This is a genomic window from Micromonospora sp. WMMD558 (genome assembly GCF_049315255.1).
In the GTDB taxonomy this organism is placed as follows: Bacteria; Actinomycetota; Actinomycetes; order Mycobacteriales; family Micromonosporaceae; genus Micromonospora.
In genome coordinates this window covers 1,627,170-1,651,029 of sequence record NZ_CP186061.1, presented here as the reverse complement: position 1 = coordinate 1,651,029, position 23,860 = coordinate 1,627,170, and the positions used below count along the sequence as shown (strand labels likewise).

The window sequence follows — 23,860 nt, the reverse complement described above, 5'->3', positions numbered from 1 at the left end:
CTCGCGCTACCGCCCGCCGGACGCTGGCTGTGTCATGATTCCGCTCGGAGGCGGTCGGGAAACCGTGCGGCCTCTCGAATCCCCTCGGGGCCGGTCCGGTCCGCCTTCGGGCCGGCACCGACGGAACGGGCGTCAGCGCGGAAGGATGTCCCCCGATGTCCCAGGACCTCCCCATCCCCCGGCAGGAAGACCGGTCCGACGACGGCCCCGCCGTCGTGGAGTGGGGTGGGTCCGATCCGCGGCCACCCGGCCGGGCCGGGCAGTTCCTCACCGGCCTCGCCCGGGACCGCCGCCTGCCCCTCGTCCTCGCCGGCCTCGGGGCGGCCGCCGGTCTCGCCTCGCTGATCGGGGAGTGGGTGATGCTGACCATGCCCAACGCCGGGCCCGACGGCGGTGGGCTCCGCCTCCCCGAGGGGGTCTCCAACGTCGGCGGGTTCGGCGGCGCGTACCTGGCCGGTCTGCTCGCGCTGGTGGTGGCGGTCGCGCTCGCGTTGCGGGGCACCGAGGCGGCCCGCCCGAACGCCCGCATCGCCGGCCTGGTGCTGGCCGGGGCGCTGCTCGCCGTGCTGACCGCCGCGGCCATCACGATCGGCGACGCCGACCTGCGGGCCATCTACTACGGCGGCCAGGACGGATTCGCCATCGAGTACGGACGCGGGCTGGTCGCCGCGTTCCTCGCCTGTGCGTTGCTGGGGGCGGCGCTCCTGCCCACCCCGTCCGCCGCCGCGCCCGCCGCCGAGACGGAGAGCGGTGTGTCGATCCCGCCGGCCCGGCGGCGTCGCTCCCGGCGGGGCGACCCCGGTGAGGCCCTGCCGCCCCCGGCCGACCTCACCGTCGGGCCCGCCATGCCGTTCACCCGCCCGGAACCGCCGGGCTGAGTCGGGCGGCGGGGGCCGGGCGGGCCGTCCGCGACGTGCCCTGGGCAGCCTGCGACCCGTCGGCGGCAGCCCGACGCGATCACCACAGGTCAGTCGTTCCCCGTTGGCACCGGATTCGTCTGATCGCCATGGTTGCGACCGCTTCCGCGAGGTACGGTTGCTGCCCGCCGTCACGCCGGGTCACACGACCGGAACGGCTGGCCGCGACGGCGGCGGGCGAAGGAGGAACGATGACCCGCCCGGGCCTGCCCAAGCTGATCGCCACCGATCTGGACGGGACGCTCGTCCGCAGCGACGAGACCGTCTCCGCGTACACCCATGAGGTGCTCGACCGGGTACGGGCCGCCGGCATCCCGGTGGTCGGCGCGACCGGTCGCGGCCCCCGGCTCACCGAGCTGACCCGCAACGACATCCGTGCCGCGGACTTCCTGGTGATGGCCGGCGGCGGGCGGGTGGTCGACCAGAGCGATCCGGGCGGGCCGGTCGTGCTGCGCGACGAGCGCCTCCCCGGCGCCGTCCTGGCCGGCCTGCTGGCCGACCTGGAGGCCGAGGTCGGCCCGCTCACCGTGATGGTGGAGGCGTCGGACGAGCACGACGCGCCGCTCTGGGGCGACTACCACCCGAGCTGGCCGTACCAGGACCGGTTCGAGGCCCGCACCCGCACCGAGTGCCTCTCCGCAGACGTGATCAAGGCGTTCGCCCGTACCGCCGACCACCACGTCGACGAACTGCTCGACGTGGCGCGGCGGATCGTCCCACCGGAGGTCGCCACGCTCACCCAGGCCGGGCTCGGCTTCGTCGAGATCTGCCCGCCCAGGGTCGACAAGGCGACCGGGCTCACGGTGGTGGCGGAGCGGCTCGGCGTCGACCCGGCGGAGGTGCTGGTCTTCGGCGACCAGCCCAACGACCTGCCGATGTTCGCCTGGGCCGGTTGGGCCCGGGTGGCGGTCGCCAACGCCCACCCCGCGGTCCGCGCGGCGGCCGACGAGACGACCCTGCGCAACGACGACGACGGGGTGGCGGTGTACCTCGATCGACTACTCTCCCGCTGATGGGAGAGCCACCCCGCCTCGTCGCCACGGACATCGACGGGACGCTGCTGCGCGACGACCGGACGCTGAGTCCGCAGACCGCCGCCGTCCTGGCCCGGATCTCCGCGCGCGGCACGCCGGTCGTGCTGGTCACCGGCCGTCCCATCCGCTGGCTCAAGCTGGTGTACGACCAGCTCGCCGAGCCGCTGCCGGCGATCTGCGCCAACGGCGCGGTGGTCTACGACCCGGTGGCGGACGAGGTGCTGCGGGCCGACCCGCTCGCCCCGGAACTCCTCGCCGAGGTGGCCCGGCGGCTGCGCGCCGAGGTGCCCGAGGTGACCTTCGCGGTGGAGATCGTCGACAGCCGGGAGATGCGGCACGAGACGCACTACCCGCTGCGGTGGGACGCCGACCACGCGGCGATCCGAGCCGTCGAGACTCCGGAGGAGTTGCTCGCCGCCCCGGCGGTGAAGCTGCTCGCCCGCGCCGGCGAGCAGGACCCGGACGCGTTCGCCGCGCTGGTCGCCCGGGCGCTGGTCGGGCTGGCCGAGGCCACGCACTCGTCGTACTCGGGGCTGGTCGAGATCTCGGCGGCCGGCGTGACCAAGGCGGCCGGCCTGGCCTGGTACTGCTCGCGGCACGGGATCGACGCCGCCGACGTGCTGGCCTTCGGGGACATGCCCAACGACGTGCCGATGCTCACCTGGGCCGGTCGGGGAGTCGCGGTCGCCAACGCGCACCGTTCGGTCCTGGAGATCGCCGACGACGTCACCACGGCGAACACCGCCGACGGTGTCGCCGCGTACCTGGAGAAGGTCTTCGGGCTGGACTGAGCGGCCGGCCGGCCGCTCGGTCACCGGTTCACCGGCCGAGCCCGGCTGCGCCGACGTGCCTCACGGACCGAGCCCTAGAGGTACTGGCCGGTGCCGTGCCCCTCGCCGCCCTGCGGCTGGCCCAGGCCGGGCATCCCGGGGACCATTCCGCCCGGCCCGCTGGGCAGCGCGGGCCGGCCGGAGCGCATCTGCTCCAGCTGGACCCGGGCCGCCATCTGCTGGGCCACCAGGGCCGCCTGGATGCCGTGGAAGAGCCCCTCCAGCCAGCCGACGAGCTGCGCGTGCGCGATCCGCAGCTCGCCCTCGCTGGGTGCCTTCTCCTCGGTGAAGGGCAGCGAGATGCGCTCCAGTTCCTCCCGCAGCTCGGGGGCGAGCCCTTCCTTGAGCTCGACGATCGACCGCTCGTGGATCTCCCGCATGCGGTGCCGGCTCGCGTCGTCCAGCGGCGCGGCCTTGACCTCCTCCAGCAGCTGTTTGATCATGCTGCCGATCCGCATCACCTTGGCCGGCTGCTCGACCAGGCGGGACGGGTCCTCTCCCGGCCCCTCGTCGGTCTGCACCGTGCCGACCGGCCGGCCGTCGGGCCCGACCACCACCACGGTGCCGGAGCGACCGGGGCCGTCCTGATCCGGCTCGTCGTTCTGTCCAACGGAGTGCGCTTCGGTCATGGGGTCCATCTTTACCCAGTCGCCCGCCGGGATGCGCCCCGGGAGCCGCTGTCGACGACGATCGGGTGCCGGTGGCGCGCTACCGTCGCGGGCATGCCCAGCGACCCGCGAGCCGTGCTCACCCGCCCCGCGCCGGCGCCGGACGTCACCGTCGCGTACGGCGACCACCCGGACCAGATCGCGGACCTGCGCCGGCCGGCCGGCAGCGGACCGGCCCTGCCGTTGGTGGTCGTCGTGCACGGGGGTTTCTGGCGGGCGGAGTACGACCGGGGGCACACCGGTCCGCTCGCCAGCGCGCTCGCCGCGCTCGGCTACCCGGTCGCCCAGGTGGAGTACCGCCGGACCGGACAACCCGGCGGCGGCTGGCCGGCAACCCTCGCCGACGTCCTGACCGCGGTGACCCAGCTGCCGCGGTTGGCTGCCGAGGCGCTGCCCGGCCGGGTGGCTGCGGGCGCGCCGATCCTGGTCGGCCACTCGGCCGGTGGCCACCTCGCCCTCTTCGTGGCGGCGGTCGCGCCGGTGGAGGTCGGCGCGGTGCTGGCCCTCGCGCCGGTGGCGGACCTGGCCGAGGCGTACCGGCTGGACCTGGACTCCGGTGCGGTCGCCGCGCTGCTCGGCGGTGGCCCGGCCGACGTACCGGACCGGTACGCCGCTTGTGATCCACGATCGTTGGTGCCTATCCGAACACGGAGCGTGATCATCCACGGTGCACTCGACCGCCAGGTGCCGGTCGGCATGAGCCGGGAGTTCGCGGCTGCGGCACAGGCCGCCGGAAGTGACGTACGCCTCGTTGAGCTGCCCGATTGCGAGCACTTCGGCCTGATCGACCCCGAGTCCGCGGCCTGGCCCGAGGTTGCCGCTGCGTTGCGGTCATTGCATGAAGATCACTAGGCATTGACGGAGCGTCGCGGAGCAGGTAGAACGCCGGAGGGGCGAGACCCGCCCCTGCACCCCTTCGGAAGGAACTCGGTGTCGCAGATGAACCGCAGGCGGGCCCTACAACTGCTGGCCGCGCTCGGTACGACCGGACTCGTCGGCGGATGCGGCACCGACGACAGCGGGGCCGATTCCACCCCGACGCTGAGCCCGATCAAGATCGGCCTGGTGGCGCCCCAGACCGGCGACCTCAAGGTCATCGGCACCGAGATCATCAACGGTTTCCAGCTCTTCCTCGACCTCAACCAGGCGCAGCTTGGCGGCCATCCGACGGAACTGCTGACCGCGGAGGAGGGCGGCAAGCCGGAGAGCGGCAAGGCCGCCGTCGAGGGCCTGCTGAAGCAGGGTGTGCTGGCGCTCACCGGGGTGGCCAGCTCGGCCGTCATGCTCGGCATCCGGGACACGGTGGAGCAGGCGCGGGTGCCACTCGTCGGGTCCAACGCCTCGCCGACCAGCCTCCAGAGCGTCGTCTACATCTGGCGGACGTCGTACGTGCTGGACGAGGCCGGTCGTGCGCTCGGCAGCTACCTGCGGACGCGGCTTCCGGCGTCGGCGAAGCTGGCCATCGTCATGCCGAAGGGCCTCGCCAGCGAGGACGTGCTGCGCGGCTTCCGGCAGGAGTTCGGTGAGTCCGACCCCCGGATCGAGGACCCGGTGACCTGGACGACGGACGCCGTCGCGGAACGGGCCGACTACGCCACGGACATCGATCGGGCGCTCGACGCCGAGCCCACCGCGATGTTCTGCTTCTTCAACGGCGAGGCGGCGGTCAAGTTCATCAAGCAGTTGCGCGACGCCGGGTTCCGGGGCACTGTCTACGCCCCCGGCTTCCTCACCGAGGGCAAGGTGCTGGAGAGCTTCGAGAACACGCCGGGGGACGCGCTGGGCATCCAGACCGCCCTGAACTACTCCGCCGACATCAACAACGCGGCGAACCGACTCTTCGCCTCGGCGTACCGCAAGAAGCACGGCAGCTCGCCGACCACGTACGCCATGGCGTCCTACGACGCGGCGCAGGTGCTCGACCAGGCGATCCGGATCGCCGGCGACTCACCCACCCCGCAGCAGGTGAACCTCGCGCTCGGCCGGGTCGGCCAGATCGACAGCCCGCGTGGCGTGTGGCAGTTCAACCAGCCGCGTACGCCGCAGCAGAAGTGGTACCTGCGCGAGGTCCAGATGGACGGCCAGGTGCTGTCGAACGTCCTCATCACCGAACTGGCCACCCTGGGCTGAACCGACGGCCTCCGGGCCGGAACCGACGCGAAAGGGCCGGCCTCCCCTGGCGGGGGAGGCCGGCCCTTCGTGCTCCGCGCCGGGGCGCCTCTCGACGTCCCGTCGCCAGCCGCGGCCAGGGTCTGTCGAAGTCCCTGGCCGGCCTGCGGGTCGTGACGAAGGTCCTAGTGGCGTAGCTCGGCGATGCAGCACTTCACGCTGCCGCCGCCCTTCTTCAGCTCGGCCAGCTCGACCGGCACCGGCTGGTAGCCGGCGGCCTTCAGCTTCCCGGCGAGCCGGGTGGCCTCGCTGTTGAGCACCACGTTGCGGCCGTCGCTGACCAGGTTCAGGCCGAACGCGAGCGCGTCCTCGTCGTCGGCGACGACCGCGTCCGGGAAGAGCTGGGCGAGCACCTTCTGGCTGGCCACCGAGAAGGCGCCCGGGTAGTAGACGATGTTGGTGTCGTCGATCGACGCGAGCGCCACGTCGAGGTGGTAGAAGCGGGGGTCGACCAGCCGCAGCGAGACCACCGGCCGACCGAGCGCCTCCTGGGCCTCGGCATGGGCGGCCGGGTCGGTCCGGAAGCCGTACCCGGCGAGGATCAGGCCGCCGTGCGCCTCCGGCAGGTACGCGAAGTCGCCCTCGCCCTCGTTGGTCACGGTCGGCGCGATGAACCGCCAGCCCTGCGCCTCGTAGAAGGCACGGTGGGCGGCCGCCTCGGCGGCCCGCTGCTCGTGCTTGAACTGGGCGCCGTAGACGGTGCCGTCGACGACGAAGGCGCCGTTGGCCGCGAACACCATGTCGGGCAGGCCCGGCTCGGGGGTGAGCTGGTGCACCTCATGGCCGAGACCGACCAGCGTCTCGCGCAGCCGGTCCCACTGCTTGACCGCCAACTCCGCGTCGACCGCGGTGGTCACGTCCATCCACGGGTTGATCGCGTACTCGACCGCGAAGTGCTCGGGCGAGCACATGAGATATGTCCGCTTTCGCGGCACTCGCTGCTGGTTCACGGTGACCAAGGGTAGGTACCGTGGAACATCGGTAACAGCCACAACCATTGCTTCCCGGAGGCGGAACGTTGCAGATAGACGCGGTTGACCAGCGAATCATTGCGCTGCTCGTCGCCGACGCCCGTGCCTCGTACGCCGACATCGGGCAACGGGTCTCACTCTCCGCTCCGGCGGTCAAGCGACGGGTCGATCGGCTCCGCTCGGCCGGGGTCATCCGGGGATTCACGGCCGTCGTCGACCCGGCCGCCGTGGGGTGGACGACCGAGGCGTTCGTCGAGCTGTTCTGCGCCGGCCGGACCACCCCGGCGCAGATCGGAGTGGCCGCCCGACGGCACCCCGAGGTGGTCGGCGCGTACACCGTCTCCGGCGAGGCGGACGCCCTCGTCCACCTGCGCGCCGCCGACATCGCCCACCTGGAGGCGGCGCTGGAACGGCTGCGCGCCGAGTCCTTCGTGACCTCCACCCGCAGCACCATCGTGCTCTCCCGGCTGGTGGAGTCGCCCGGCGTGGGCCCGTCGGCCGGCTGAACCGGCCCCGGGGGTGATTGGAAGGGCCCCTTCCTCTACCGGAGGCGTTAAAAAGGGGCCCTTCCTTACCGGGAACCGGGCGGGGGCCGGCGGCGTCGGAGTGGGCATGACACCGGCACGGCCGACCGTCGCGGCGGGCACGCTGCTCGCCCTCACCCTGCTCGCGGGGAGCAGCGTGCTGCCCGCCACCACACCCGCGCACACCCCCCGGTCGGCGCCCACCGGACCGGGCACCCCGCTCCGGCTGGTCTCGTTCGACTCCTGCGCCGATGCGCTCGCCGACCTGCGCGCCGCGGCCGCCGCGCACGTCGGCCCGTGGGGCTTCGCCGACGACGGGACGGCGTGGCCGGGCCGCCGCACGCTCGACATGCAGCCCGCAGCCGCCGGTGCGGCGGAACGGGCCGGCGCCGCGGCGGAACAGGCCGGCGCCAAGGCGTACTCCGGCACCAACGTCCAGGAACGGGGCGTCGACGAGCCGGACCTGGTCAAGACCGACGGTCGGCGGATCGTCACGATCACCGGCGGCGTCCTCCGGGTCGTCGACCCCGCCACCCGGCGGATCACCGGTCGGCTCGACCTCGCCGGCGACGGTGACGCCGACCTCCGCTGGGCGCAGCACGACCTGTTCCTGCACGGGGACCGCGCCCTGGTGCTCACCGACTCCGCGATGTCCCCCGCCGGGCCGGCGATCCGGGTACCCGAGGGACGGCCCGCCGAGAAGCCCTTCGCACCCACCCGGCTGCCCGGCACCCGGCTGGTGCTGGTCGACCTGGCCGGCGCTCCCCGCGTGCTCGGGACGTACCGGATCGACGGCGGCACCGTCGACGCCCGGCAGACCGCTGCCACCGCCCGGGTCGTGGTCCGCTCCGGCGCCCGGGTCGCGTTCCCGTACCTGCCCGCCAGCGACGAGGCGGTCCGGACCACGGCCAACCGGGCCGCCGTCGCCGCCGCCGGGATCGACGCGTGGCTCCCGGCGTACAAGTGGACGGCCGGGGCGGAACGGCGGACCGGGCGGGTCGGCTGCGACCGGCTCAGCCGGCCGGCCACCGCCACCGGTTCCTCGGTGCTGACCGTGCTCAGCTTCGACCTCACGGCCGACCGGCTCGCCGACGGTGACCCGGTCAGCGTGGCCGCCGACGCGGACACCGTCTACGGCACCGGCGGCAGCCTCTACCTGGCCGCGCAGCGGGTGGTCGGCGGCGAGCCGGTCCCGGGCCGGCGGCTGCGGCCGACCGGTCCCTTCGTCACCGACATCTACCAGTTCGACACCGGATCCCCCGGGCGCCCACGCTACGTCGCCGCCGGCACCGTGCCGGGCTGGCTCGTCAACCAGTACGCGCTGTCGGAGTGGGAGGGCCACCTGCGGGTGGCCACCACCACCGGCACCGGCGAGCGCACCTCGGAGTCCGGCGTGCACGTGCTGCGCCGGACGGCCGACGCCCTGGTGCCGGTCGGCGCGGTAACCGGGCTCGGCCGGGGCGAACGGATCTACTCCGTGCGCTACCTCGGCGGCACCGCGTACGTGGTGACCTTCCGGCGCACCGACCCGCTCTACGCCCTCGACCTCACCGACCACGCCGCCCCGAAGGTCACCGGCGAGCTGAAGATCACCGGGTACTCGGCGTACCTGCACCCCGTCGCGGACGGCCGGCTGCTCGGGGTCGGGCAGGAGGCCGACCGGAACGGGCGGGCGGAGGGCGTCCAGGTCTCCCTCTTCGACGTCCGGGATCCCGCCCGGCCGGCGCGGCTGGACCGCTGGCACCGGCCCGGCGGCTGGTCCAGGGCCGAGCACGACCCGCACGCCTTCCTGTACGAACCGGGAACCGGGCTGCTGGCCGTCCCGGTCGACCAGGGCGTACGCCTGTTCCGGGTCGCCGGCGACACGATCACCGAGCAGGGTGCCGTGACCCACCCGGCGGCTGCCGTCACCCGGTCACTGCTCGTCGACGGCGTGCTGTGGACCGTGTCGGACGCGGGCCTGCGGGCCAGCGACCCCGGCACCGCACGGAGCCTCGCCTGGCTCCCCTCGACCTGACCCTCCCTCCCCCGGTGGGTGGGGCCCGGTCGTTCGGGGTTCCGGGCCTCACCCATCGTCAGGTCCCCGGCCGGCGCCGCGACGTCACAGGTACATGCCGGTGCGGTGTTCGCCCGGTTCGCGCTTCACCGGCTTGTCCCCCTCGCCGAAGAAGCGCTTCCCGCCGAACTCGCCGTGCAGCCGGTCGTCCAGCTCGTCCGCGAGGCCGGTCATCACCTGCACCGCGAGCATGAGGTGGGTGGCCTGGAAGTTGCGGCCGAACACCGGGATGGACGCCCAGACCGTGTCGTCGGCGCAGTAGAGCCGGCCGATCGGCATCCGGTTGGTCAGCTCGGACAGCTTCACGTACAGCCGCTCGGTCGGCTCGACCTCGGTGAGCACCGGGGAGAAGACGTCGACCAGCGGCGGATTGTCCCGGACCCGGACGAACACCATCGCCGAGCCGGCCCGGATGTTGATGTCCCCGTCCGAGTCGACCTGGAGCCGGTCGGAATCCGACTTGAGCATCGTCGAGACGACCGTACGGACCCGCTCGGCCAGCCCGAGCACGTCGTCCTTGGCCGGCTGCGCGGCGTTCAGCGCCTCGTCGAGGTCCGCTTCGACGTCGCGGTCCACGCCGAACTCGCTGCGCGCGGTGCCGAGCGGCGCGCCCTCGAGCGGCTCCCCGTCGGCGTCGTGGATCAGGTACACGAGGAAGGCCGGGTGCGGGGCGCCGTAGACGTCACGCAGCGTGCGGGAGAACAGCGCCGCGAGCTGGGTCGCCTCGGCGGCGGTGCCGTCCAGGCCGAACTGCTCGCCGGAACCCTCGACGACACCGGGCGGTGACCAACCGAGCGCCACCATGTCCGCCACGGCCGCGCGGTCCAGCCGGTACCCCGCGGGCAGGCCGGCGTTGCCGACCGCCCTGGCGGCGAGCGTCCCGTCGGGGCCCACGTCGATGCCGATGGAGTAGACGGCGTCGCCGGTGCCGGAGGCGGTCGGGTCGAGCGTCAGGTCGACGTGCGCTCCGGCCGGCAGCGAGCCCAGTCGCTCGGCGAGCGCCCGGGCGAACTCCCGCCAGGCCTGCGTCACCTTCGCCCGCAGGTCGGCCGTGGTCGGCTCGTCGAGCAGGATCGACTCGTGGTGCTCCGGCAGGCCGCCGGCCGGCGTCGGGGGGTGGTCCGCCGTCATGATCGCCTCCGTCCGTTCAAGGTCACCCTACCCACGGACCGGGTGGTGCGAATCAGGGCCGACCGGGATCGGACAGCCGGGACGCCCGTCAGGCCGGGTGGTCGCCGGGGCCTTCGGCGCCCAGTTCGACGGGCCAGTTGGCGGCCAGGTCGCGGAGCCGGGCCGCGGCGCCGGCCGGGTCCGCGCCAGCGCCGACCGCGAGCCCCAGGAGGTACGCGGTGACCGGTGCGCCCGGGCGCAGAACCTGGTGGGCCACGTCCTTCGCGAGGTCGAGCACGGTCGGGACGGGCACCTTAGCGGGGTCGAGGCCGAGTTCCGCGCAGGCCGCCGTGACCCACTCGTCCATCACCGTCATCGTGCCCACTCCTCCGCCCGGCGTACGTCCTCGTCAGTGTCGCAGTCGAACCACGGCGGCGGGCCCTCCCCGCGCCACGGCACCTCCTGGACGGTCAGCCCGTGCAGCAGCGCCCGTAGCGGCGCCCCGGCCAGGCCGGCTGTCGAGGTACGCCCCGGTGCCCGGCCGGCGGCGAGCCGGTCCACCGCGCTGCGCAGCGCGGCGGCCCGCCACACGCCGCACAGGGTCTGCCGCCGCCCCGCCTCGTCGACGAAGCACACGCCGTCTGACCCGCTGTCGAGGTGGCGCAGCAGGTTGCCGATCGCGGTGCGGGTGAGCAGCGGCAGGTCGGCGGCGAGCAGGGCGACCACGGTCGCGTCCCCGGGGAGCAGGGCCAGCCCGGCCGCGGTCGCGGCGACCGGCCCGCCGCCGGGCGGCTCCTCCCGGGTGACCAGCACGCCATCCGGCACCGCCGCCGCCGGGCCCACCAGGATGCGCGGGGCTGCGTCGGCGACCGCGGCCAGCACCCGGTCCCGCATGGGCCGGCCGCCGACCGGCCGGGCCGGCTTGTCCACGCCGCCCATCCGCCGGGCGGCACCGCCGGCCAGCACCACCGCCGCGTACGCGCTCACCCGGCCACCGTAGCCGCCGGCGCTGCCGCGGGTGCCGGCGGCAGTGCGGTCTCCGGCGTTCCGCACGCCATGCCGGCGGCATCGCGGTGTCCCGCGTCCCGGATGCCGCCATGGCGGCGGCACCGGGTGGATCGACCCGCTCCCGGAGATCGAGTGGATCACCCCGGCCGCCGGAGGCAGGATGGCGGAATGGGACGGGCGACTGACCGGCGCGGCGTACTGCGCATCGACCTCGACGCGGCGGAGGGGCGCACCTCGGTCCGCCGCCGGGACACCCTCGCCGTGGAGGAGCCGCTGGAGATCCGGGTCGGCCCGGCGGGTCCCGGGCGGCGGCGACCGCTGGCGGTCACCATGCGTACGCCCGGGGACGACCTGGACCTGGCGGTCGGCTTCCTGCTCACCGAGGGGCTGATCCGGTCGGCCGACGACGTGCACACCGCCCAGCTCTGCGCCGGTGCGGAGACACCCAACACGTACAACGTGGTGGACGTCGTGCTCGCGCCCGGCGTGCCGGAGCCGGCCACCGACCCGGCCCGCAACTTCTACACCACCAGTTCCTGCGGGGTCTGCGGGAAGGCGAGCATCGACGCGGTGCGTACCCGGTCGCTCTTCGCGGTGGCCGACGACGCGCTGCGGGTGCCGGCGGCGGTCCTGGTCGACCTGCCGGAGCGGCTGCGCGCGGCGCAGCACGCCTTCGACCGGACCGGCGGCCTGCACGCTGCCGGGCTGTTCACGGCGGACGGCGAGCTCGTCGTGCTGCGCGAGGACGTGGGCCGGCACAACGCCGTGGACAAGGTGGTCGGCTGGGCGGTCCGCGAGCGGCGCCTGCCGCTGGCCGGTCACCTGCTGCTGGTCAGCGGACGGGCCAGCTTCGAGCTGACGCAGAAGGCGTGGATGGCGGGCGTACCGCTGCTCGCGGCGGTGTCGGCGCCGAGCACGCTCGCCGCCGACCTGGCCGCCGAGGCGGGCATCACCCTGGTCGGCTTCCTGCGCGGCCGCTCCATGAACGTCTACGCCAACCCGCAGCGCGTGGTGCACTGAGCTCAGCACCTGACGGCCGGCAGGAGGAGGTGAACAGCCGTGCCGACACTGGCCTGGATCATCGTGGCCGGCACGGCGATGACCCTCCTGGCGCTGAGCGGAAGCCTGACCCTCGTCCTGCCCGAACGGATCTTCGAGCGGATCGTGCTACCGCTGGTCGCGTTGGCCGCCGGCTCGTTGCTGGGCGGCGCGCTCTTCCACCTGCTGCCGCAGTCGGTCGCGAGGCTCGGCAACGACCTCGCCGTCTACACGTGGCTGGCCGCCGGGCTGCTGGCCTTCCTGGTTCTGGAGCAGTTCCTCCACTGGCATCACTGCCACCGCCCGCCTGGGGCACACCGGCCGGTCGGATACCTGATCCTGATCGCCGACGCCCTGCACAACCTCATCGGTGGGCTCGCCATCGGCGCCGCCTTCGTCACCGACGTCCGGCTCGGCATCGTCACCTGGCTGATCGCGGCGGCACACGAGATACCGCAGGAGATGGGCGATTTCGGCATCCTGGTGCACAGCGGCTGGAGCCGGCGACGAGCCCTGGTCTGGAACCTGATCTCCGCCTCGGCGGTGCTGGTCGGCGCGGTCGCCGCGTACGGGCTCGCCGGGCGTCTCGACGTGGCGGTGCTGGTGCCGTTCGCCGCCGGGAACTTCATCTACATCGCGCTGGCGGACCTGGTCCCCGAACTCACCACGAGACCGGCCGCCCACGACAAGACCATCCACACCATCGGCTTCTTCACCGGGCTCGCGCTGCTGTGGGGGGTCGCTCTGGCCGCCTGAGATCCTCACCGCTCGAAGAGGCCCAGACGGACGGCGGCGTCGCGGGCGATGAGGAAACCGGCGATGCCGAGGACCCAGCCCAGGGTGCTGCCCGACGTCCGCGTGATCCAGCCGTTGAGACGTGCCAGCAGCGGCTCGATCCAGGTCGGCCAGGCCACCCGGGCCGCCAGCAGCAGCACCGCCGGCAGCACCATCACCAGGCAGTACGCGGCGAGCACCCCCGCCACGGCCGGCCCGCCGAGCCCGGACGTGGCGAGCAGGCCGAGCGCACCGAGGTACGGCAGCATGGTCGCCACCTCGGCGAGCGCGGCGAGCAGGGCCAGCCCGATCAGCCAGCGCACCGACGCGTCACCGGCGGTCGCCCGGTCACGCCACCGCAGGACCGCACCGCCGCCGCCCGTCCTGCGCTTCCCGCCGTACCGGAAGCTGAGCAGGAACAGGCCCACTCCGAGCACGAGCTGCCCCCACAGCACCGGCCGGGTGTCCAGGGCGCCGTCGAGCAGGTCGGCCAGGCTGCTGCCGCCCCAGAACAGCAACAGGCCCACCCCGAGGTAGAAGCCGGCGATCGTCCCGAGGTAGGTCAGGATCCGCCGTACGCTGACCGGCCCGGGAGCCAGCAGCAGCCACACCGGGATGAACAGCGTGCCGATGCTGGTGCTGTCGATCAGCGCCAGGCCGGCGAGGGAGAGCAGCAGGCCGGCGCTCACCGGCGGTCACTTCCGATTCCGATCACCGACCAATCGTCCGTTGCCGGAGCGCCGCTGCACTCGCCCTGGGGCACGAACAGCGCGTACATCCTTCGACGGACCCGGTGCAAGGAAAGGTCCCCTTTCAACGCCTGCGGTAGATGAAGGGCCCCCCGCCAACAGTGCCGGGCCATGGTCCGCCACGGGCCGCCGAGCAGGCGTGAGGACCACCAAGAGGTACGCGGCACCGACCGCGACGAGCGTCGGCGTAGTGCCGACGTGCTCGCTGGCGACGCCCGCGCTAACGGCACCGAGCGGAATGGCCTCCCAGGTGCCGCACCGATGCCTCCGTAACCGGGTGGGGTGGGCAATCGCCCGCATGGCGCGCGGATCGGTCATGTGCGAACGCGCGCCCAGGAGATGAAGCGATCGTTGAGGTCGATGGGCGAGGTAGTGCCGTCGAGCGCGGCCAGGTCGTCCCCCGCCTCCGCCTGGAGGGTGGCCAGGTAGATCAGCAGGGCCGGACGGTCGGTCCGGTACTCCCCGAGCAGGCGGAGCTTGGCCGGGGAACAGGGCCAGGCGATGCCGCAGGCCGCACAGCGCCACGTCGGCCGCGTCGGCAGGTGCGCCCGGACGCGGCTCACCGCGGGACCACTCGGACCCGGTCCACACGCACGGAGGCGTAGCGCTCGCGGACCGCGACAGAGCCGTCCTCGCGGACCTCCCGCCCGCGCAGCTCGGCCCACTCGTGCCCCTCGATCACGGTACGGCCGAGCACCTCGGAGATGTGCAGGACCAGCGGTCCGGTGCCGAACCGGTACGAGTCCTCCGGCACCCGGATCGTGCTGCCGACCACGAGACTCACGGAAACCTCCCAGGTGGACGATCGACGTGGCCCCATCCTGTCGATCGCGGCCGGACGGCTACACAGCGTTGCGATATGGTTACCGGAAATCCTGGACGTCCTCGGTGGAGGCGGCATGAACCACGTCCTCATCGCGGCGATGGCCGAGGCGGGCGAGACGGCGGAGTCCCTCGCAGGCCAGGTCGGCGTCGACCCGAAGACCGCACAACGGTGGGTGAACCCGGGACGCATCCCGCAACCCCGCCACCGGTCCCGTGTCGCCGCCCTGCTCGGCCGTGACGTAGGGGACCTCTGGCCGGACGTCCTCAAACGCCGCGAACCGGTGTGGTTCCGGCCGTGGGCCGACATCGAGCGTGAGTCCGTAGCGCTTCGGGCCTACCAGCTGTCCTGGGTGCCCGGCCTGTTGCAGACGGAGGCGTACGCACGCGCGACCCTGGCCGACGAGCCACTAGCGGCCGAAGAGCTGGACGCCCTGGTCGCCGCCCGACTGTCGCGTCAAGCGATCCTGCGCCGCACTCGGCCGCCTCTGCTGATCGCGGTGATCGACGAAGCCGTGCTCCGCCGGTCGGCCTACGGCGACCGTGACCTGATGCGCGAGCAGTGTGCCTACCTCGCCGAGTGCGCCGGCCTTCCGTCGGTCCACGTCCACGTCGTTCCGGCCGACGTCGGCATGTACCCGGGACTCGGCGGACCTTTCACGATCGCCGAACTGGCCAAGGGCGGGCGGGTCGCCCACGTCGACAGCCAGGCCCAGGCACAGATCATCGAGCAGCCCTCGGAAATTGCTACGCTGGATCGACGTTGGGAAATCATCCGGGGACAGGCACTTCCCAGGGGACGATCGCGGGGACTGCTCAAGGAAGCGGCGGAAGCATGGACGTGACCGGCGCCCGGTGGCGCAAGAGCACCAGGAGCGGCAACAACGGCGGCGACTGTGTCGAGGTCGCCGCCAACCTGCCCGGGGTCGTCCTCGTCCGCGACAGCAAGGACCGTGACGGCGACACCCTCAACTTCACGCCGACCGCCTGGCACGCCTTCGTGACCGGAGTCGCCGCCCGCGCAGGTAGCGGAAGTTAGCGGGGGCCACGTCGACCCCGCTTCCGACGGCGCACCACGCCGGGCAGCCGTACCGCCGGCCAGCCGTCCAGGTGTGCCGGCGGCACGCCGCGCCGGAGCAGGTCGTCCAGGAGCAGGGCGAGCGAGTACCCGGGGTGCAGGGTGAGCACGCGTTCCAGTGCCACCGCCGCCAACGACCCGTGTCCCGCCCGCCAAGCGGCGAAGGTGAGCAGCGAGCCGGGCGCGGCGATGAACTCCGGCTCCGCCCGGCGCAGCACGTCGGTCCAGAGCGCGATGTCGGCGTCCCGCCCGTCGGTGCGTTCCCAGGCGTGGTCGCGGACGGCCACGTCGGTCAGGAGCACGCTCAGCCAGGCCACCTCGTCGTCGTCCAGCCGCTCACCGTTGCGGTGCCTTCGACCGGCGACACGGATCGCCGCCCGCCCGGCCGCGCGCACCGTACGGCCGCCGAGCACGTCGGCTCCGGGTGCCGAGTCGAGCAGGTCGGCGAGCCGCCGCCCGGCCCGTTCGGTGGCTTGCCGCAGGGCGACACGCTCCGGACCGTCGACGGGTGCCACCTGCGCTGCGAGGGCGGCGCGGTCGGGCAGCGCGACCTGACCGGCGAAGACGGCGGCGGCGGTGACCTCGCTCGACCCGGTGTCGTAGGGGGTGCCGTCGGGCGGGCAGCACTCCGGCTCGTCGCAGAGGTACGACCAGTACCGGCCGTCGGTGACCCGCAGCGCGTCGAGGACGGGGATTCCGGCATCGGCGAGCGCCGCGCGGACCGCGTCGACGGCGGGGGTGACCCGGGACGCCGAGCCGTAGCCGAGGACCGTGGCGCGGTCGGCGACCTGCCGGGCCACCACCGCGGCCAGATGCCGGGCCGCCTCATCCGCCGACCGGGACGGCCCGGTCACGTGCCCGACCGCCCCATCCACCGACCGGGACGGCTCGGCCACGTGTCGGACCGGCTCACCAGCCGGCCTGGACGGCTCGGTCCGGCCCCCGGCCGGACCGGCGGGTGCCGGCAGGTCCGACCGGGCGGCGAAGGTGACCCGCTTGCCGTGCATGGCCACCACGACCACGCTGTCGGCCGGATGGAACCCGAGCAGGTAGGGCACGGCGGCGATCAGGTCGCCGGGGGACCGGAGGGACAGCCGAGGGACATCGGTCGAGTTCATGCACGGCAGCCTGCGCCGCCCGACCACCCCTCGTCCGCCCCTGTGGACGACACGCGGGTCATCCACAGCTACGCACGGTAATGCCACAGCTCAGGCCGCATCCGCACCAACCGCGCAAGCACCACAAGGAAAGACCTTGGAAGGAAACGGCCCCCGGAGGGGCCGAAATCTTCCAAGATCCCCAGGAAGCCCCGCCGATCGGCGCGGGAGCGGCACCGCCCACCCGCTACCGTTCCGAGGCATGGATCTGGCGTACCTGCGGGCGCACCCGGAGCACCTGCCGACCTTTTTGACCCACCAGAGGATCCGGGAGACACCGGTCTCCGGGGGCGACAGCTGTGCCGCCTCCCGCCTCACCCTCGACGACGGGCACTCGGTGTTCGCCAAGACCTGGCCGGAGCACGCCGCCCGGCCCCGGCCGGACCACTTCTTCGCCACCGAGGCGGCCGGGCTGCGCTGGCTGCGGGAGACAGGCACGGTCGCCGTACCCGAGGTGATCGTGGCGCTGCCCGACCTGTTGGCACTGGAGTGGGTCGACCCGGGCGAGCCGACCCCGGAGGCGGCGGAGCGGTTCGGCCGGGAGCTGGCCGAGCTGCACCGGGCCGGCGCGCCCGCCTTCGGCGCCGGGTGGCCGGGCTTCATCGGTGCGCTGCCGGCGGACAACAGCCCCGACGCGGGCCCCTGGTCGCGCTGGTTCGCCGAGCGCCGGCTGGTGCCGTACCTGCGGATGTCGATCGACAACGGCGCGCTCGGCCCGGCGGAGCAGGCCCTGGTGGAGCAGGTCGCGGCCCGGATCGCACAGCTGGGCGGGGACGAGCCGCCGGCCCGCGTGCACGGCGACCTGTGGCCGGGCAACGTGCTCTGGGGCGCGGACGACCGGGCGTGGCTGGTCGATCCCGCGGCGCACGGCGGCCACCGGGAGACCGACCTCGCCCAGCTGGCGCTCTTCGGCGGCGCACCCCACCTGGACCGGATCCTCGCCGCCTACCAGGAGGCGTGGCCGCTGGCCGACGGCTGGCGGGAGCGCGTCCCGGTGCACCAGCTCCATCTGATGCTGGTGCACGCAGCGCTGTTCGGCTCGGCGTACCGGGATGCGGTCGCCCACACCGCCCGGTCCGCCCTGAACGGGTCCGACCGCGCTACCGTCGACGGGTGAGCGTCGCCCCGCCGACCGTCGGCGTCCTCGTCGACCGGTACGGCCGCGTCGCCCGGGACCTGCGGGTCTCCCTGACCGACAAGTGCAACCTGCGCTGCACGTACTGCATGCCGGCCGAGGGGCTGCCCTGGCTCGCCGGGCCGCAGTTGCTCGACGACGACGAGGTGATCCGGCTGATCCGGGTCGCGGTGACCCGCCTCGGGGTGACCGAGGTGCGGTTCACCGGCGGCGAGCCGCTGATCCGCCCGGGGCTGGTGGGCATCGTCACGGCGGTGGCGGCGATGGCCCCCCGCCCGCGCATCTCGCTCACCACCAACGGGATCGGGCTCGACCGGCTGGCGCCGACCCTGCGCGCCGCCGGCCTGGACCGGGTGAATGTCTCGCTGGACACGCTGGACCGGGAACGCTTCACCCGGCTGACCCGACGGGACCGGCTCGACGCGGTGCTGGCCGGGCTGGCCGGCGCGGCGGCGGCCGGGCTCACCCCGGTCAAGGTCAACGCGGTGCTGATGCGGGGTGTCAACGACGACGAGGCTCCGGCGCTGCTCCGGTTCGCCCTCGACCACGGCTACGAGCTGCGGTTCATCGAGCAGATGCCACTCGACGCCCAGCACGGCTGGGACCGGGCGAGCATGGTCACCGCCGACGAGATCCTGGCCGGGCTGCGGTCCGCGTACGCCCTGAGCGCTGACCCGGCCGCGCGCGGCGCGGCGCCGGCCGAGACCTGGCTGGTCGACGGCGGCCCGGCGCGCGTCGGGGTGATCGCCAGCGTCACCCGGCCCTTCTGCGGCGACTGCGACCGCACCCGCCTCACCGCCGACGGGCAGGTCCGCAACTGCCTCTTCGCCACCGAGGAGTCCGACCTGCGCGGGGCGCTGCGCGCCGGCGCGGACGACGACGAGCTGGCCCGGCGCTGGCGCGCCGCCATGTGGGGGAAGCGGGCCGGTCACGGCATCGACGACCCGACCTTCCTGCAACCGACCCGGCCGATGTCGGCGATCGGAGGTTGACGTGCCCGACCCCCGTCCCGCACACGACGCGCCCGACCGGGCTGCCGCCAGCACGCTCACCGTCCGTTTCTTCGCCGGGGCGCGGGCCGCCGCCGGCCGGGCCGAGGAGACCGCCTCCGCCGGTGGCTCGCTCGATGATCTCCTCAGCGAGCTCGCGGACCGGCACGGCGAACGGCTCGCCACCGTGCTGCGCGCGGCGAGTTTCCTGGTCGACGGCGTGACCTGTCATGATCGTCGGGCACCGCTGCCGGCGGGGGCCACGATCGACGTCCTACCGCCCTTCGCGGGCGGCTGAGGGAGGCTCAACCTTGTTGGCGGTTCTCGGGTTCGTCGCCACCCTGGCGCTGATCACCGGTCTGATCCACCTCTACCTGTGGAAGCGGCTGGTGCGCGACACCACCACGGCGGGTCGCTGGCGGCGGATCGGCTCGATCACGGTGCTGGTGCTCGCGCTGCTCGTACCCGCCACCATGGTGGGCACCCGCGCCGGCGCGTACTGGCTCGCCTGGCCCGGTTACGTCTGGCTCGCGGTCATGTTCTACCTGCTGGTCCTGCTGGCGGCGCTGGAGATCCCGATGCTGGTGGCCCGGCTGGTGCTGCGCCGCCGGGTCGCGACCGCGGAACCCACGGCCGCCGCCCCCGAGCCCGCCCTGGTGGGGGCCGCCGGCCCGGCCGAACCGCCGGCCGCCGCAGCGGTCGGGCAGCCGGACCACGATCCCACCCGACGGCTGCTGCTCGCGCGTGGGGCGGCCATCTTCGCCGGGCTCACCGCCACCGGTCTGACCGGGTACGGCGTCCGCACCGCCCTCGGCCCGCCGCAGCTGGACCGGGTGCGGATCCCCCTGGCGAAGCTCCCCCGGAGCATGGACGGCCTGCGCATCGCCACGGTCTCCGACATCCACCTCGGCCCGCTGCGCGGGCGTGCGCACACCGAGCGGATCGTCGCCGCCATCAACCGGCTGGACGCCGACATCGTCGCGGTAGTCGGCGACCTGGTCGACGGCACGGTCGCCGAGCTGGGTGAGGCGGCGGCGCCGCTGCGCGGCCTGCGCTCCCGGTACGGCAGCTACTTCGTCACCGGCAACCACGAGTACTACTCCGGAGTCGAGGAGTGGGTGCGGGAGGTGGACCGCCTCGGCCTGCGGGTCCTGCAGAACCGCCGGGTGGAGATCGCGGCCCGGGGCGGCGCGCTCGACCTGGCCGGGGTCAACGACGCCGAGGCCGAGGGCACCGGGCTCGCCGGGCCGCCGGACTACGCCGCCGCGCTCGGCGACCGCGACCCGAGCCGGCCGGTGGTGCTCCTCGCGCACCAGCCGGTGGCGGCGTTCGAGGCCGCGAAGTACGGCGTCGACCTGCAACTGTCCGGCCACACGCACGGCGGCCAGATCGTGCCCTTCAACTACCTCGTCAAGCTCCAGCAGCCGGTGGTCTCCGGCCTCGGCGAGGTCGACGGCACGAAGGTCTACGTCACCAACGGCGCCGGGTTCTGGGGTCCCCCGGTCCGCGTCGGCGCCGAACCGCAGATCACCCTCGTCGAGCTGCGCTCGGCATAGCGCAGCTCACCCCCGAGCGTGGCGGCGGGCGTACGGTGTGGGCGGCGTGGCAGGATGCGGCGTGCCTCCGATCAGCGCCGCACCCCCCGGTGGCCTCCCGCCCTTCGTCGCGGACCTGCACATCCACTCGAAGTACTCGCGCGCGTGCAGCCGTGACCTCACCCTGCCGAACCTCGGCTGGTGGGCCCGGCGCAAGGGCGTCGCCGTGCTCGGCACCGGTGACTTCACGCACCCCGCCTGGTACGACCACCTCCGCGAGACCCTGCACCCGGCCGAGCCGGGCCTGCACCGGCTGAGCCCGGAGGCCGAGCGGGACATCGCGCGCCGGCTGCCGCCGCGGCTCGCCAGCGAGGCGGAGACCGACCCGGTCCGGTTCATGCTCAGCGTGGAGATCTCCACGATCTACAAGCGCGACGACCGGACGCGCAAGGTGCACCACCTGATCTACCTGCCCGACCTGGACGCGGTGGCCCGCTTCAACACCGCGCTCGGACGGATCGGGAACCTCGGGTCGGACGGCCGTCCGATCCTCGGTCTCGACTCCCGAGACCTGCTGGAGATCACCCTGGAGGCGAGCCCGGACGGGTACCTGGTGCCGGCGCACATCTGGACGCCGTGGTTCTCCGCGCTCGGCTCCAAGTCCGGCTTCGACGCCATCGCCGACTGCTACGCCGACCTGGCCGAGCACATCTTCGCGGTGGAAACCGGTCTCTCCTCCGACCCGGGGATGAACTGGCGGGTCGGCAGCCTCGACCGCTACCAGCTGGTGTCGAACTCCGACGCGCACTCCCCGCCGGCGCTGGCCCGGGAGGCCACGGTGTTCACCTCCGACCGGGACTACTTCGCCATCCGCGAGGCGCTGCGGACCGGCGACGGGCTGGCCGGGACGATCGAGTTCTTCCCGGAAGAGGGGAAGTACCACGCGGACGGTCACCGGCTCTGCGGCGTCAACTGGGCGCCGGAGCGGACCCGGGCGGCCGGCGGGCGCTGCCCGGAGTGCGGCAAGCCGCTGACCGTCGGCGTCCTCAGCCGGGTCGAGGAGCTGGCCGACCGGCCCGAGGGGCACCGGCCGGCCCACGCCCGCGACGTCACCCACCTGGTGCCGCTGGCCGAGATCCTCGGCGAGATCAACAAGGTGGGCCCCCGGTCGAAGAGGGTCGAGGGCAAGCTCAACGAGCTGGTCGCCGCGCTCGGCCCGGAGCTGGAGATCCTCACCCGTACGCCGCTGGACGAGATCGGCCGGGTCGGCGGCGACCTGCTCGCCGAGGGGATCGGCCGGCTGCGCCGCGGCGAGGTCCGCCGGGTGCCGGGCTACGACGGCGAGTACGGCGTCATCACCCTCTTCGACCCGGCCGAGCTGGGCGGCGGCGGTGGGCCGGCCACCCAGGAGACGCTGTTCGACGTACCCGTGCCGGCGCAGCGCCGGCCGGTGGAGCCGGCGCCGAAGCCGAAGGCCAAGCGCCCGGCGGCGAAGCCGGAGCCGAAGCGGGCGGCGCCGCCCCCGCCTCCGATCGCGCCGCCGCCCTCACCGCACGAGCCGTTCGAGCCGATGCTGTCCGGGATGGAGGAGGTCGGTACGGGCCTGCTCGACCGGCTGGACGCGATGCAGCGGGTCGCCGCCTCCGCGCCGGGCGGGCCGCTGCTGATCGTCGCCGGCCCGGGCACCGGCAAGACCCGCACCCTGACCCACCGGATCGCGTACCTGTGCGCGGAGCTGAACGTCTTCCCGGAGCACTGCCTGGCGATCACGTTCACCCGGCGGGCCGCCGAGGAGCTGCGGCACCGCCTGGACGGGCTGCTCGGGCCGGTTGCCGAGGACGTCACCGTCGGCACGTTCCACTCGGTGGGCCTCCAGATCCTGCGGGAGAACGCCGGGGCCGCCGGGCTGCCGGCGGACTTCCGGATCGCCGACGACGCGGACCGGGCGGCGGCCCGGGTGGAGGCCGGCGACGACCGGGACAGCTACCTCGCACTGCTGCGCAAGCAGGACCTGGTCGACCTGGACGAGCTGCTCACGCTCCCGCTGGCGCTGCTGCGGGCCGACCGGAAGCTGGTGCAGGCGTACCGGGACCGGTGGCGGTGGATCTTCGTCGACGAGTACCAGGACGTCGACGAGGTGCAGTACGAGCTGCTGCGGCTGCTCAGCCCCGCCGACGGCAACCTCTGCGCGATCGGCGACCCGGACCAGGCGATCTACTCCTTCCGGGGCGCCGACGTCGGGTACTTCCTGCGCTTCTCGCAGGACTTCACCGACGCCCGGCTGGTGCGGCTCAACCGCAACTACCGCTCGTCGGCCCCGATCCTGGCCGCCGCGGTGCAGGCGATCGCACCGTCGTCGCTGGTCCGCGGCCGCCGGCTGGACCCGGCGCGGCTCGACCCGGAGGCCCCGCTGGTCGGCCGGTACGCCGCCACATCCGTCGCCGACGAGGCCGACTTCGTCGTCCGTACGGTCGACGAGCTGGTCGGCGGTCTCTCGCACCGCTCGCTCGACTCGGGACGGATCGACGGGCGGACGACCACGCTGTCGTTCTCCGACATCGCCGTGCTCTACCGCACCGACTCGCAGGCGGCGCCGATCGTGGACGCGCTGACCCGGGCGAACATCCCGGTGCAGAAGCGCTCGCACGACCGGCTGCGCGACCGGCCCGGGGTGGCCGCCATCGCCCGCGAGCTGCGGCACGCCAACGGCCTCGGCGGTGGCCTGCCGGCCCGGGTGCGCCTCGCCGGCCAGCTGGTCGCCGAGCGCTTCGCCACGCCCACCCTCGACGGGTCGGGTACGGTCCGGCCGGACGACGTGCGGGTGGCGGTCGACCTGCTCACCCCGCTGGCCCGGCGCTGCGGCGACGACCTGGAGCTGTTCCTGTCCCAGCTCGCCACCGGCGCGGAGGTGGACGCCCTCGACCCGCGCGCCGAGGCGGTCACGCTGCTCACCCTGCACGCCGCCAAGGGGCTGGAGTTCCCGGTGGTCTTCCTGGTCGGCGCCGAGGACGGGCTGCTGCCGCTGCGCTGGCCCGGATCGGAGCCGGACGACGACGCGGTGGCCGAGGAGCGGCGGCTCTTCTTCGTCGGCCTGACCCGGGCGCAGGACCGCCTCTACGTCAGCCACGCCGCCCGCCGGACCCGGCAGGGCACCGAGCGCGACTGTCGCCCGTCCCCGTTCCTGGACACCATCGACCCCGGCCTGTTCGAACGCCTCGGCGAAACGGAACCCCGCCGCCCCAAGGACCGCCAGCTCCGCCTGATCTGAAAGGAAGGGCCCCTTGTTAACGCCTGGC

The 23,860-nt window shown here is 73.9% G+C and carries 25 protein-coding genes; 16 read left to right on the top strand and 9 right to left on the bottom strand.

Features of this window, described 5'->3' with window-relative positions; translation table 11 throughout:
• The first annotated feature begins 155 nt into the window (after positions 1-155).
• The 3 genes from ACN26Y_RS08005 to ACN26Y_RS07995 all read left to right on the top strand — a co-directional run bounded on the left by ACN26Y_RS08005 (position 156) and on the right by ACN26Y_RS07995 (position 2,742).
• On the top strand, positions 156-878 hold the full coding sequence (locus ACN26Y_RS08005) for a hypothetical protein (RefSeq protein WP_422734540.1): 723 nt from the start codon (positions 156-158) through the stop codon (positions 876-878).
• A 230-nt stretch (positions 879-1,108) separates the two neighbouring features.
• On the top strand, positions 1,109-1,930 hold the full coding sequence (locus tag ACN26Y_RS08000) for an HAD family hydrolase (protein WP_155329668.1): 822 nt from the start codon (positions 1,109-1,111) through the stop codon (positions 1,928-1,930).
• Entirely contained in the window at positions 1,930-2,742 is an 813-nt protein-coding gene (locus tag ACN26Y_RS07995) for an HAD family hydrolase (protein ID WP_422734539.1), read from the top strand. The genes ACN26Y_RS08000 and ACN26Y_RS07995 overlap by 1 nt, the downstream gene beginning before the upstream one ends.
• A gap of 74 nt (positions 2,743-2,816) precedes the next feature.
• On the opposite strand, the gene ACN26Y_RS07990 is transcribed toward ACN26Y_RS07995, so the two are convergent.
• Positions 2,817-3,419, bottom strand: coding sequence for a bacterial proteasome activator family protein (locus ACN26Y_RS07990; RefSeq protein WP_155329666.1), 603 nt, complete (start codon positions 3,417-3,419; stop codon positions 2,817-2,819).
• Positions 3,420-3,503: 84 nt separating this feature from the next.
• On the opposite strand from ACN26Y_RS07990, the gene ACN26Y_RS07985 reads away from it, so the two are divergent.
• Together ACN26Y_RS07985 and ACN26Y_RS07980 are read left to right on the top strand one after the other, a co-directional pair.
• Complete coding sequence (locus tag ACN26Y_RS07985) at positions 3,504-4,301, top strand: alpha/beta hydrolase family protein (RefSeq protein ID WP_155329665.1); 798 nt, start codon at positions 3,504-3,506, stop codon at positions 4,299-4,301.
• 78 nt (positions 4,302-4,379) lie between these two features.
• Positions 4,380-5,579, top strand: coding sequence for an ABC transporter substrate-binding protein (locus tag ACN26Y_RS07980; RefSeq protein WP_155329664.1), 1,200 nt, complete (start codon positions 4,380-4,382; stop codon positions 5,577-5,579).
• 164 nt (positions 5,580-5,743) lie between these two features.
• Here the strand turns inward: ACN26Y_RS07980 and ddaH are convergent, their stop codons facing one another.
• Positions 5,744-6,577, bottom strand: a complete 834-nt coding sequence (gene ddaH, locus ACN26Y_RS07975; RefSeq protein WP_366599392.1) for a dimethylargininase — start codon at positions 6,575-6,577, stop codon at positions 5,744-5,746.
• Positions 6,578-6,636: 59 nt separating this feature from the next.
• Between ddaH and ACN26Y_RS07970 the strand changes: the two genes are divergently transcribed.
• Together ACN26Y_RS07970 and ACN26Y_RS07965 are read left to right on the top strand one after the other, a co-directional pair.
• The gene (locus tag ACN26Y_RS07970; protein WP_155329663.1) at positions 6,637-7,095 is read left to right on the top strand and encodes an Lrp/AsnC family transcriptional regulator; all 459 of its coding nucleotides are present in this window, start codon (positions 6,637-6,639) and stop codon (positions 7,093-7,095) included.
• Between the two features lie 106 nt (positions 7,096-7,201).
• Entirely contained in the window at positions 7,202-9,130 is a 1,929-nt protein-coding gene (locus tag ACN26Y_RS07965) for a beta-propeller domain-containing protein (RefSeq protein WP_422734538.1), read from the top strand.
• Positions 9,131-9,214: 84 nt separating this feature from the next.
• On the opposite strand, the gene ACN26Y_RS07960 is transcribed toward ACN26Y_RS07965, so the two are convergent.
• The 3 genes from ACN26Y_RS07960 to mobA all read right to left on the bottom strand — a co-directional run bounded on the left by ACN26Y_RS07960 (position 9,215) and on the right by mobA (position 11,332).
• Entirely contained in the window at positions 9,215-10,300 is a 1,086-nt protein-coding gene (locus tag ACN26Y_RS07960) for a T3SS (YopN, CesT) and YbjN peptide-binding chaperone 1 (RefSeq protein ID WP_366599390.1), read from the bottom strand.
• Between the two features lie 88 nt (positions 10,301-10,388).
• The gene (locus tag ACN26Y_RS07955; protein WP_155329660.1) at positions 10,389-10,655 is read right to left on the bottom strand and encodes a DUF6457 domain-containing protein; all 267 of its coding nucleotides are present in this window, start codon (positions 10,653-10,655) and stop codon (positions 10,389-10,391) included.
• Positions 10,652-11,332 carry a molybdenum cofactor guanylyltransferase gene (mobA, locus tag ACN26Y_RS07950; RefSeq protein ID WP_422734537.1) on the bottom strand — a complete coding sequence of 227 codons (681 nt, stop codon included), beginning with the start codon at positions 11,330-11,332 and terminating at the stop codon, positions 10,652-10,654. The genes ACN26Y_RS07955 and mobA overlap by 4 nt, the downstream gene beginning before the upstream one ends.
• 123 nt (positions 11,333-11,455) lie before the next feature.
• Here mobA and fdhD point away from each other — a divergent pair, with 123 nt between their 5' ends.
• Positions 11,456-12,307, top strand: coding sequence for a formate dehydrogenase accessory sulfurtransferase FdhD (fdhD, locus tag ACN26Y_RS07945; RefSeq protein WP_155329658.1), 852 nt, complete (start codon positions 11,456-11,458; stop codon positions 12,305-12,307).
• A 39-nt stretch (positions 12,308-12,346) separates the two neighbouring features.
• A complete protein-coding gene (locus ACN26Y_RS07940) occupies positions 12,347-13,081 on the top strand; it encodes a ZIP family metal transporter (protein ID WP_196255808.1) in 735 nt (244 codons plus the stop codon).
• Positions 13,082-13,086: 5 nt separating this feature from the next.
• Here ACN26Y_RS07940 and ACN26Y_RS07935 read toward each other — a convergent pair whose 3' ends face one another.
• From ACN26Y_RS07935 to ACN26Y_RS07925, 3 genes are all read right to left on the bottom strand, one after another.
• Positions 13,087-13,788, bottom strand: a complete 702-nt coding sequence (locus tag ACN26Y_RS07935; protein WP_422734536.1) for a GAP family protein — start codon at positions 13,786-13,788, stop codon at positions 13,087-13,089.
• A gap of 374 nt (positions 13,789-14,162) precedes the next feature.
• Positions 14,163-14,411: a flavin reductase gene (locus ACN26Y_RS07930; protein ID WP_155329656.1), complete on the bottom strand. Its 249-nt coding sequence runs from the start codon at positions 14,409-14,411 to the stop codon at positions 14,163-14,165.
• A complete protein-coding gene (locus ACN26Y_RS07925; RefSeq protein ID WP_155329655.1) occupies positions 14,408-14,632 on the bottom strand; it encodes a hypothetical protein in 225 nt (74 codons plus the stop codon). The genes ACN26Y_RS07930 and ACN26Y_RS07925 overlap by 4 nt, the downstream gene beginning before the upstream one ends.
• 115 nt (positions 14,633-14,747) lie before the next feature.
• Between ACN26Y_RS07925 and ACN26Y_RS07920 the strand changes: the two genes are divergently transcribed.
• Together ACN26Y_RS07920 and ACN26Y_RS07915 are read left to right on the top strand one after the other, a co-directional pair.
• A complete protein-coding gene (locus tag ACN26Y_RS07920; RefSeq protein WP_155333985.1) occupies positions 14,748-15,515 on the top strand; it encodes a DUF5753 domain-containing protein in 768 nt (255 codons plus the stop codon).
• Positions 15,506-15,709, top strand: coding sequence for a DUF397 domain-containing protein (locus tag ACN26Y_RS07915; RefSeq protein WP_155329654.1), 204 nt, complete (start codon positions 15,506-15,508; stop codon positions 15,707-15,709). Before ACN26Y_RS07920 ends, ACN26Y_RS07915 begins: the two co-directional genes overlap by 10 nt.
• Here the strand turns inward: ACN26Y_RS07915 and ACN26Y_RS07910 are convergent.
• Entirely contained in the window at positions 15,706-16,866 is a 1,161-nt protein-coding gene (locus tag ACN26Y_RS07910; RefSeq protein WP_155329653.1) for a DUF4192 domain-containing protein, read from the bottom strand. The two genes, ACN26Y_RS07915 and ACN26Y_RS07910, sit on opposite strands and share 4 nt — an antisense overlap.
• 241 nt (positions 16,867-17,107) lie before the next feature.
• Between ACN26Y_RS07910 and ACN26Y_RS07905 the strand changes: the two genes are divergently transcribed.
• The 5 genes from ACN26Y_RS07905 (at position 17,108) to ACN26Y_RS07885 (ending at position 23,832) form a co-directional block, all read left to right on the top strand.
• On the top strand, positions 17,108-18,022 hold the full coding sequence (locus tag ACN26Y_RS07905; RefSeq protein ID WP_155329652.1) for a fructosamine kinase family protein: 915 nt from the start codon (positions 17,108-17,110) through the stop codon (positions 18,020-18,022).
• Positions 18,019-19,032, top strand: a complete 1,014-nt coding sequence (gene moaA, locus ACN26Y_RS07900; protein ID WP_155329651.1) for a GTP 3',8-cyclase MoaA — start codon at positions 18,019-18,021, stop codon at positions 19,030-19,032. Before ACN26Y_RS07905 ends, moaA begins: the two co-directional genes overlap by 4 nt.
• A gap of 1 nt (position 19,033) precedes the next feature.
• Positions 19,034-19,327, top strand: coding sequence for a MoaD/ThiS family protein (locus ACN26Y_RS07895; RefSeq protein WP_155329650.1), 294 nt, complete (start codon positions 19,034-19,036; stop codon positions 19,325-19,327).
• A gap of 13 nt (positions 19,328-19,340) precedes the next feature.
• Positions 19,341-20,585, top strand: coding sequence for a metallophosphoesterase (locus tag ACN26Y_RS07890; protein ID WP_366599384.1), 1,245 nt, complete (start codon positions 19,341-19,343; stop codon positions 20,583-20,585).
• Between the two features lie 61 nt (positions 20,586-20,646).
• The gene (locus tag ACN26Y_RS07885; RefSeq protein WP_422734534.1) at positions 20,647-23,832 is read left to right on the top strand and encodes a UvrD-helicase domain-containing protein; all 3,186 of its coding nucleotides are present in this window, start codon (positions 20,647-20,649) and stop codon (positions 23,830-23,832) included.
• Positions 23,833-23,860 lie beyond the last annotated feature (28 nt).

Bases quoted from the DNA above. Each gene is read 5' to 3' on its own strand.
- ACN26Y_RS08005 (WP_422734540.1), top strand. From the start codon at position 156: ATGTCCCAGGACCTCCCCATCCCCCGGCAGGAAGACCGGTCCGACGAC.
- ACN26Y_RS08000 (WP_155329668.1), top strand. From the start codon at position 1,109: ATGACCCGCCCGGGCCTGCCCAAGCTGATCGCCACCGATCTGGACGGG.
- ACN26Y_RS07995 (WP_422734539.1), top strand. From the start codon at position 1,930: ATGGGAGAGCCACCCCGCCTCGTCGCCACGGACATCGACGGGACGCTG.
- ACN26Y_RS07990 (WP_155329666.1), bottom strand. From the start codon at position 3,419: ATGGACCCCATGACCGAAGCGCACTCCGTTGGACAGAACGACGAGCCG.
- ACN26Y_RS07985 (WP_155329665.1), top strand. From the start codon at position 3,504: ATGCCCAGCGACCCGCGAGCCGTGCTCACCCGCCCCGCGCCGGCGCCG.
- ACN26Y_RS07965 (WP_422734538.1), top strand. From the start codon at position 7,202: ATGACACCGGCACGGCCGACCGTCGCGGCGGGCACGCTGCTCGCCCTC.
- ACN26Y_RS07960 (WP_366599390.1), bottom strand. From the start codon at position 10,300: ATGACGGCGGACCACCCCCCGACGCCGGCCGGCGGCCTGCCGGAGCAC.
- ACN26Y_RS07955 (WP_155329660.1), bottom strand. From the start codon at position 10,655: ATGACGGTGATGGACGAGTGGGTCACGGCGGCCTGCGCGGAACTCGGC.
- fdhD (WP_155329658.1), top strand. From the start codon at position 11,456: ATGGGACGGGCGACTGACCGGCGCGGCGTACTGCGCATCGACCTCGAC.
- ACN26Y_RS07920 (WP_155333985.1), top strand. From the start codon at position 14,748: ATGAACCACGTCCTCATCGCGGCGATGGCCGAGGCGGGCGAGACGGCG.
- ACN26Y_RS07915 (WP_155329654.1), top strand. From the start codon at position 15,506: ATGGACGTGACCGGCGCCCGGTGGCGCAAGAGCACCAGGAGCGGCAAC.
- ACN26Y_RS07910 (WP_155329653.1), bottom strand. From the start codon at position 16,866: ATGAACTCGACCGATGTCCCTCGGCTGTCCCTCCGGTCCCCCGGCGAC.
- ACN26Y_RS07905 (WP_155329652.1), top strand. From the start codon at position 17,108: ATGGATCTGGCGTACCTGCGGGCGCACCCGGAGCACCTGCCGACCTTT.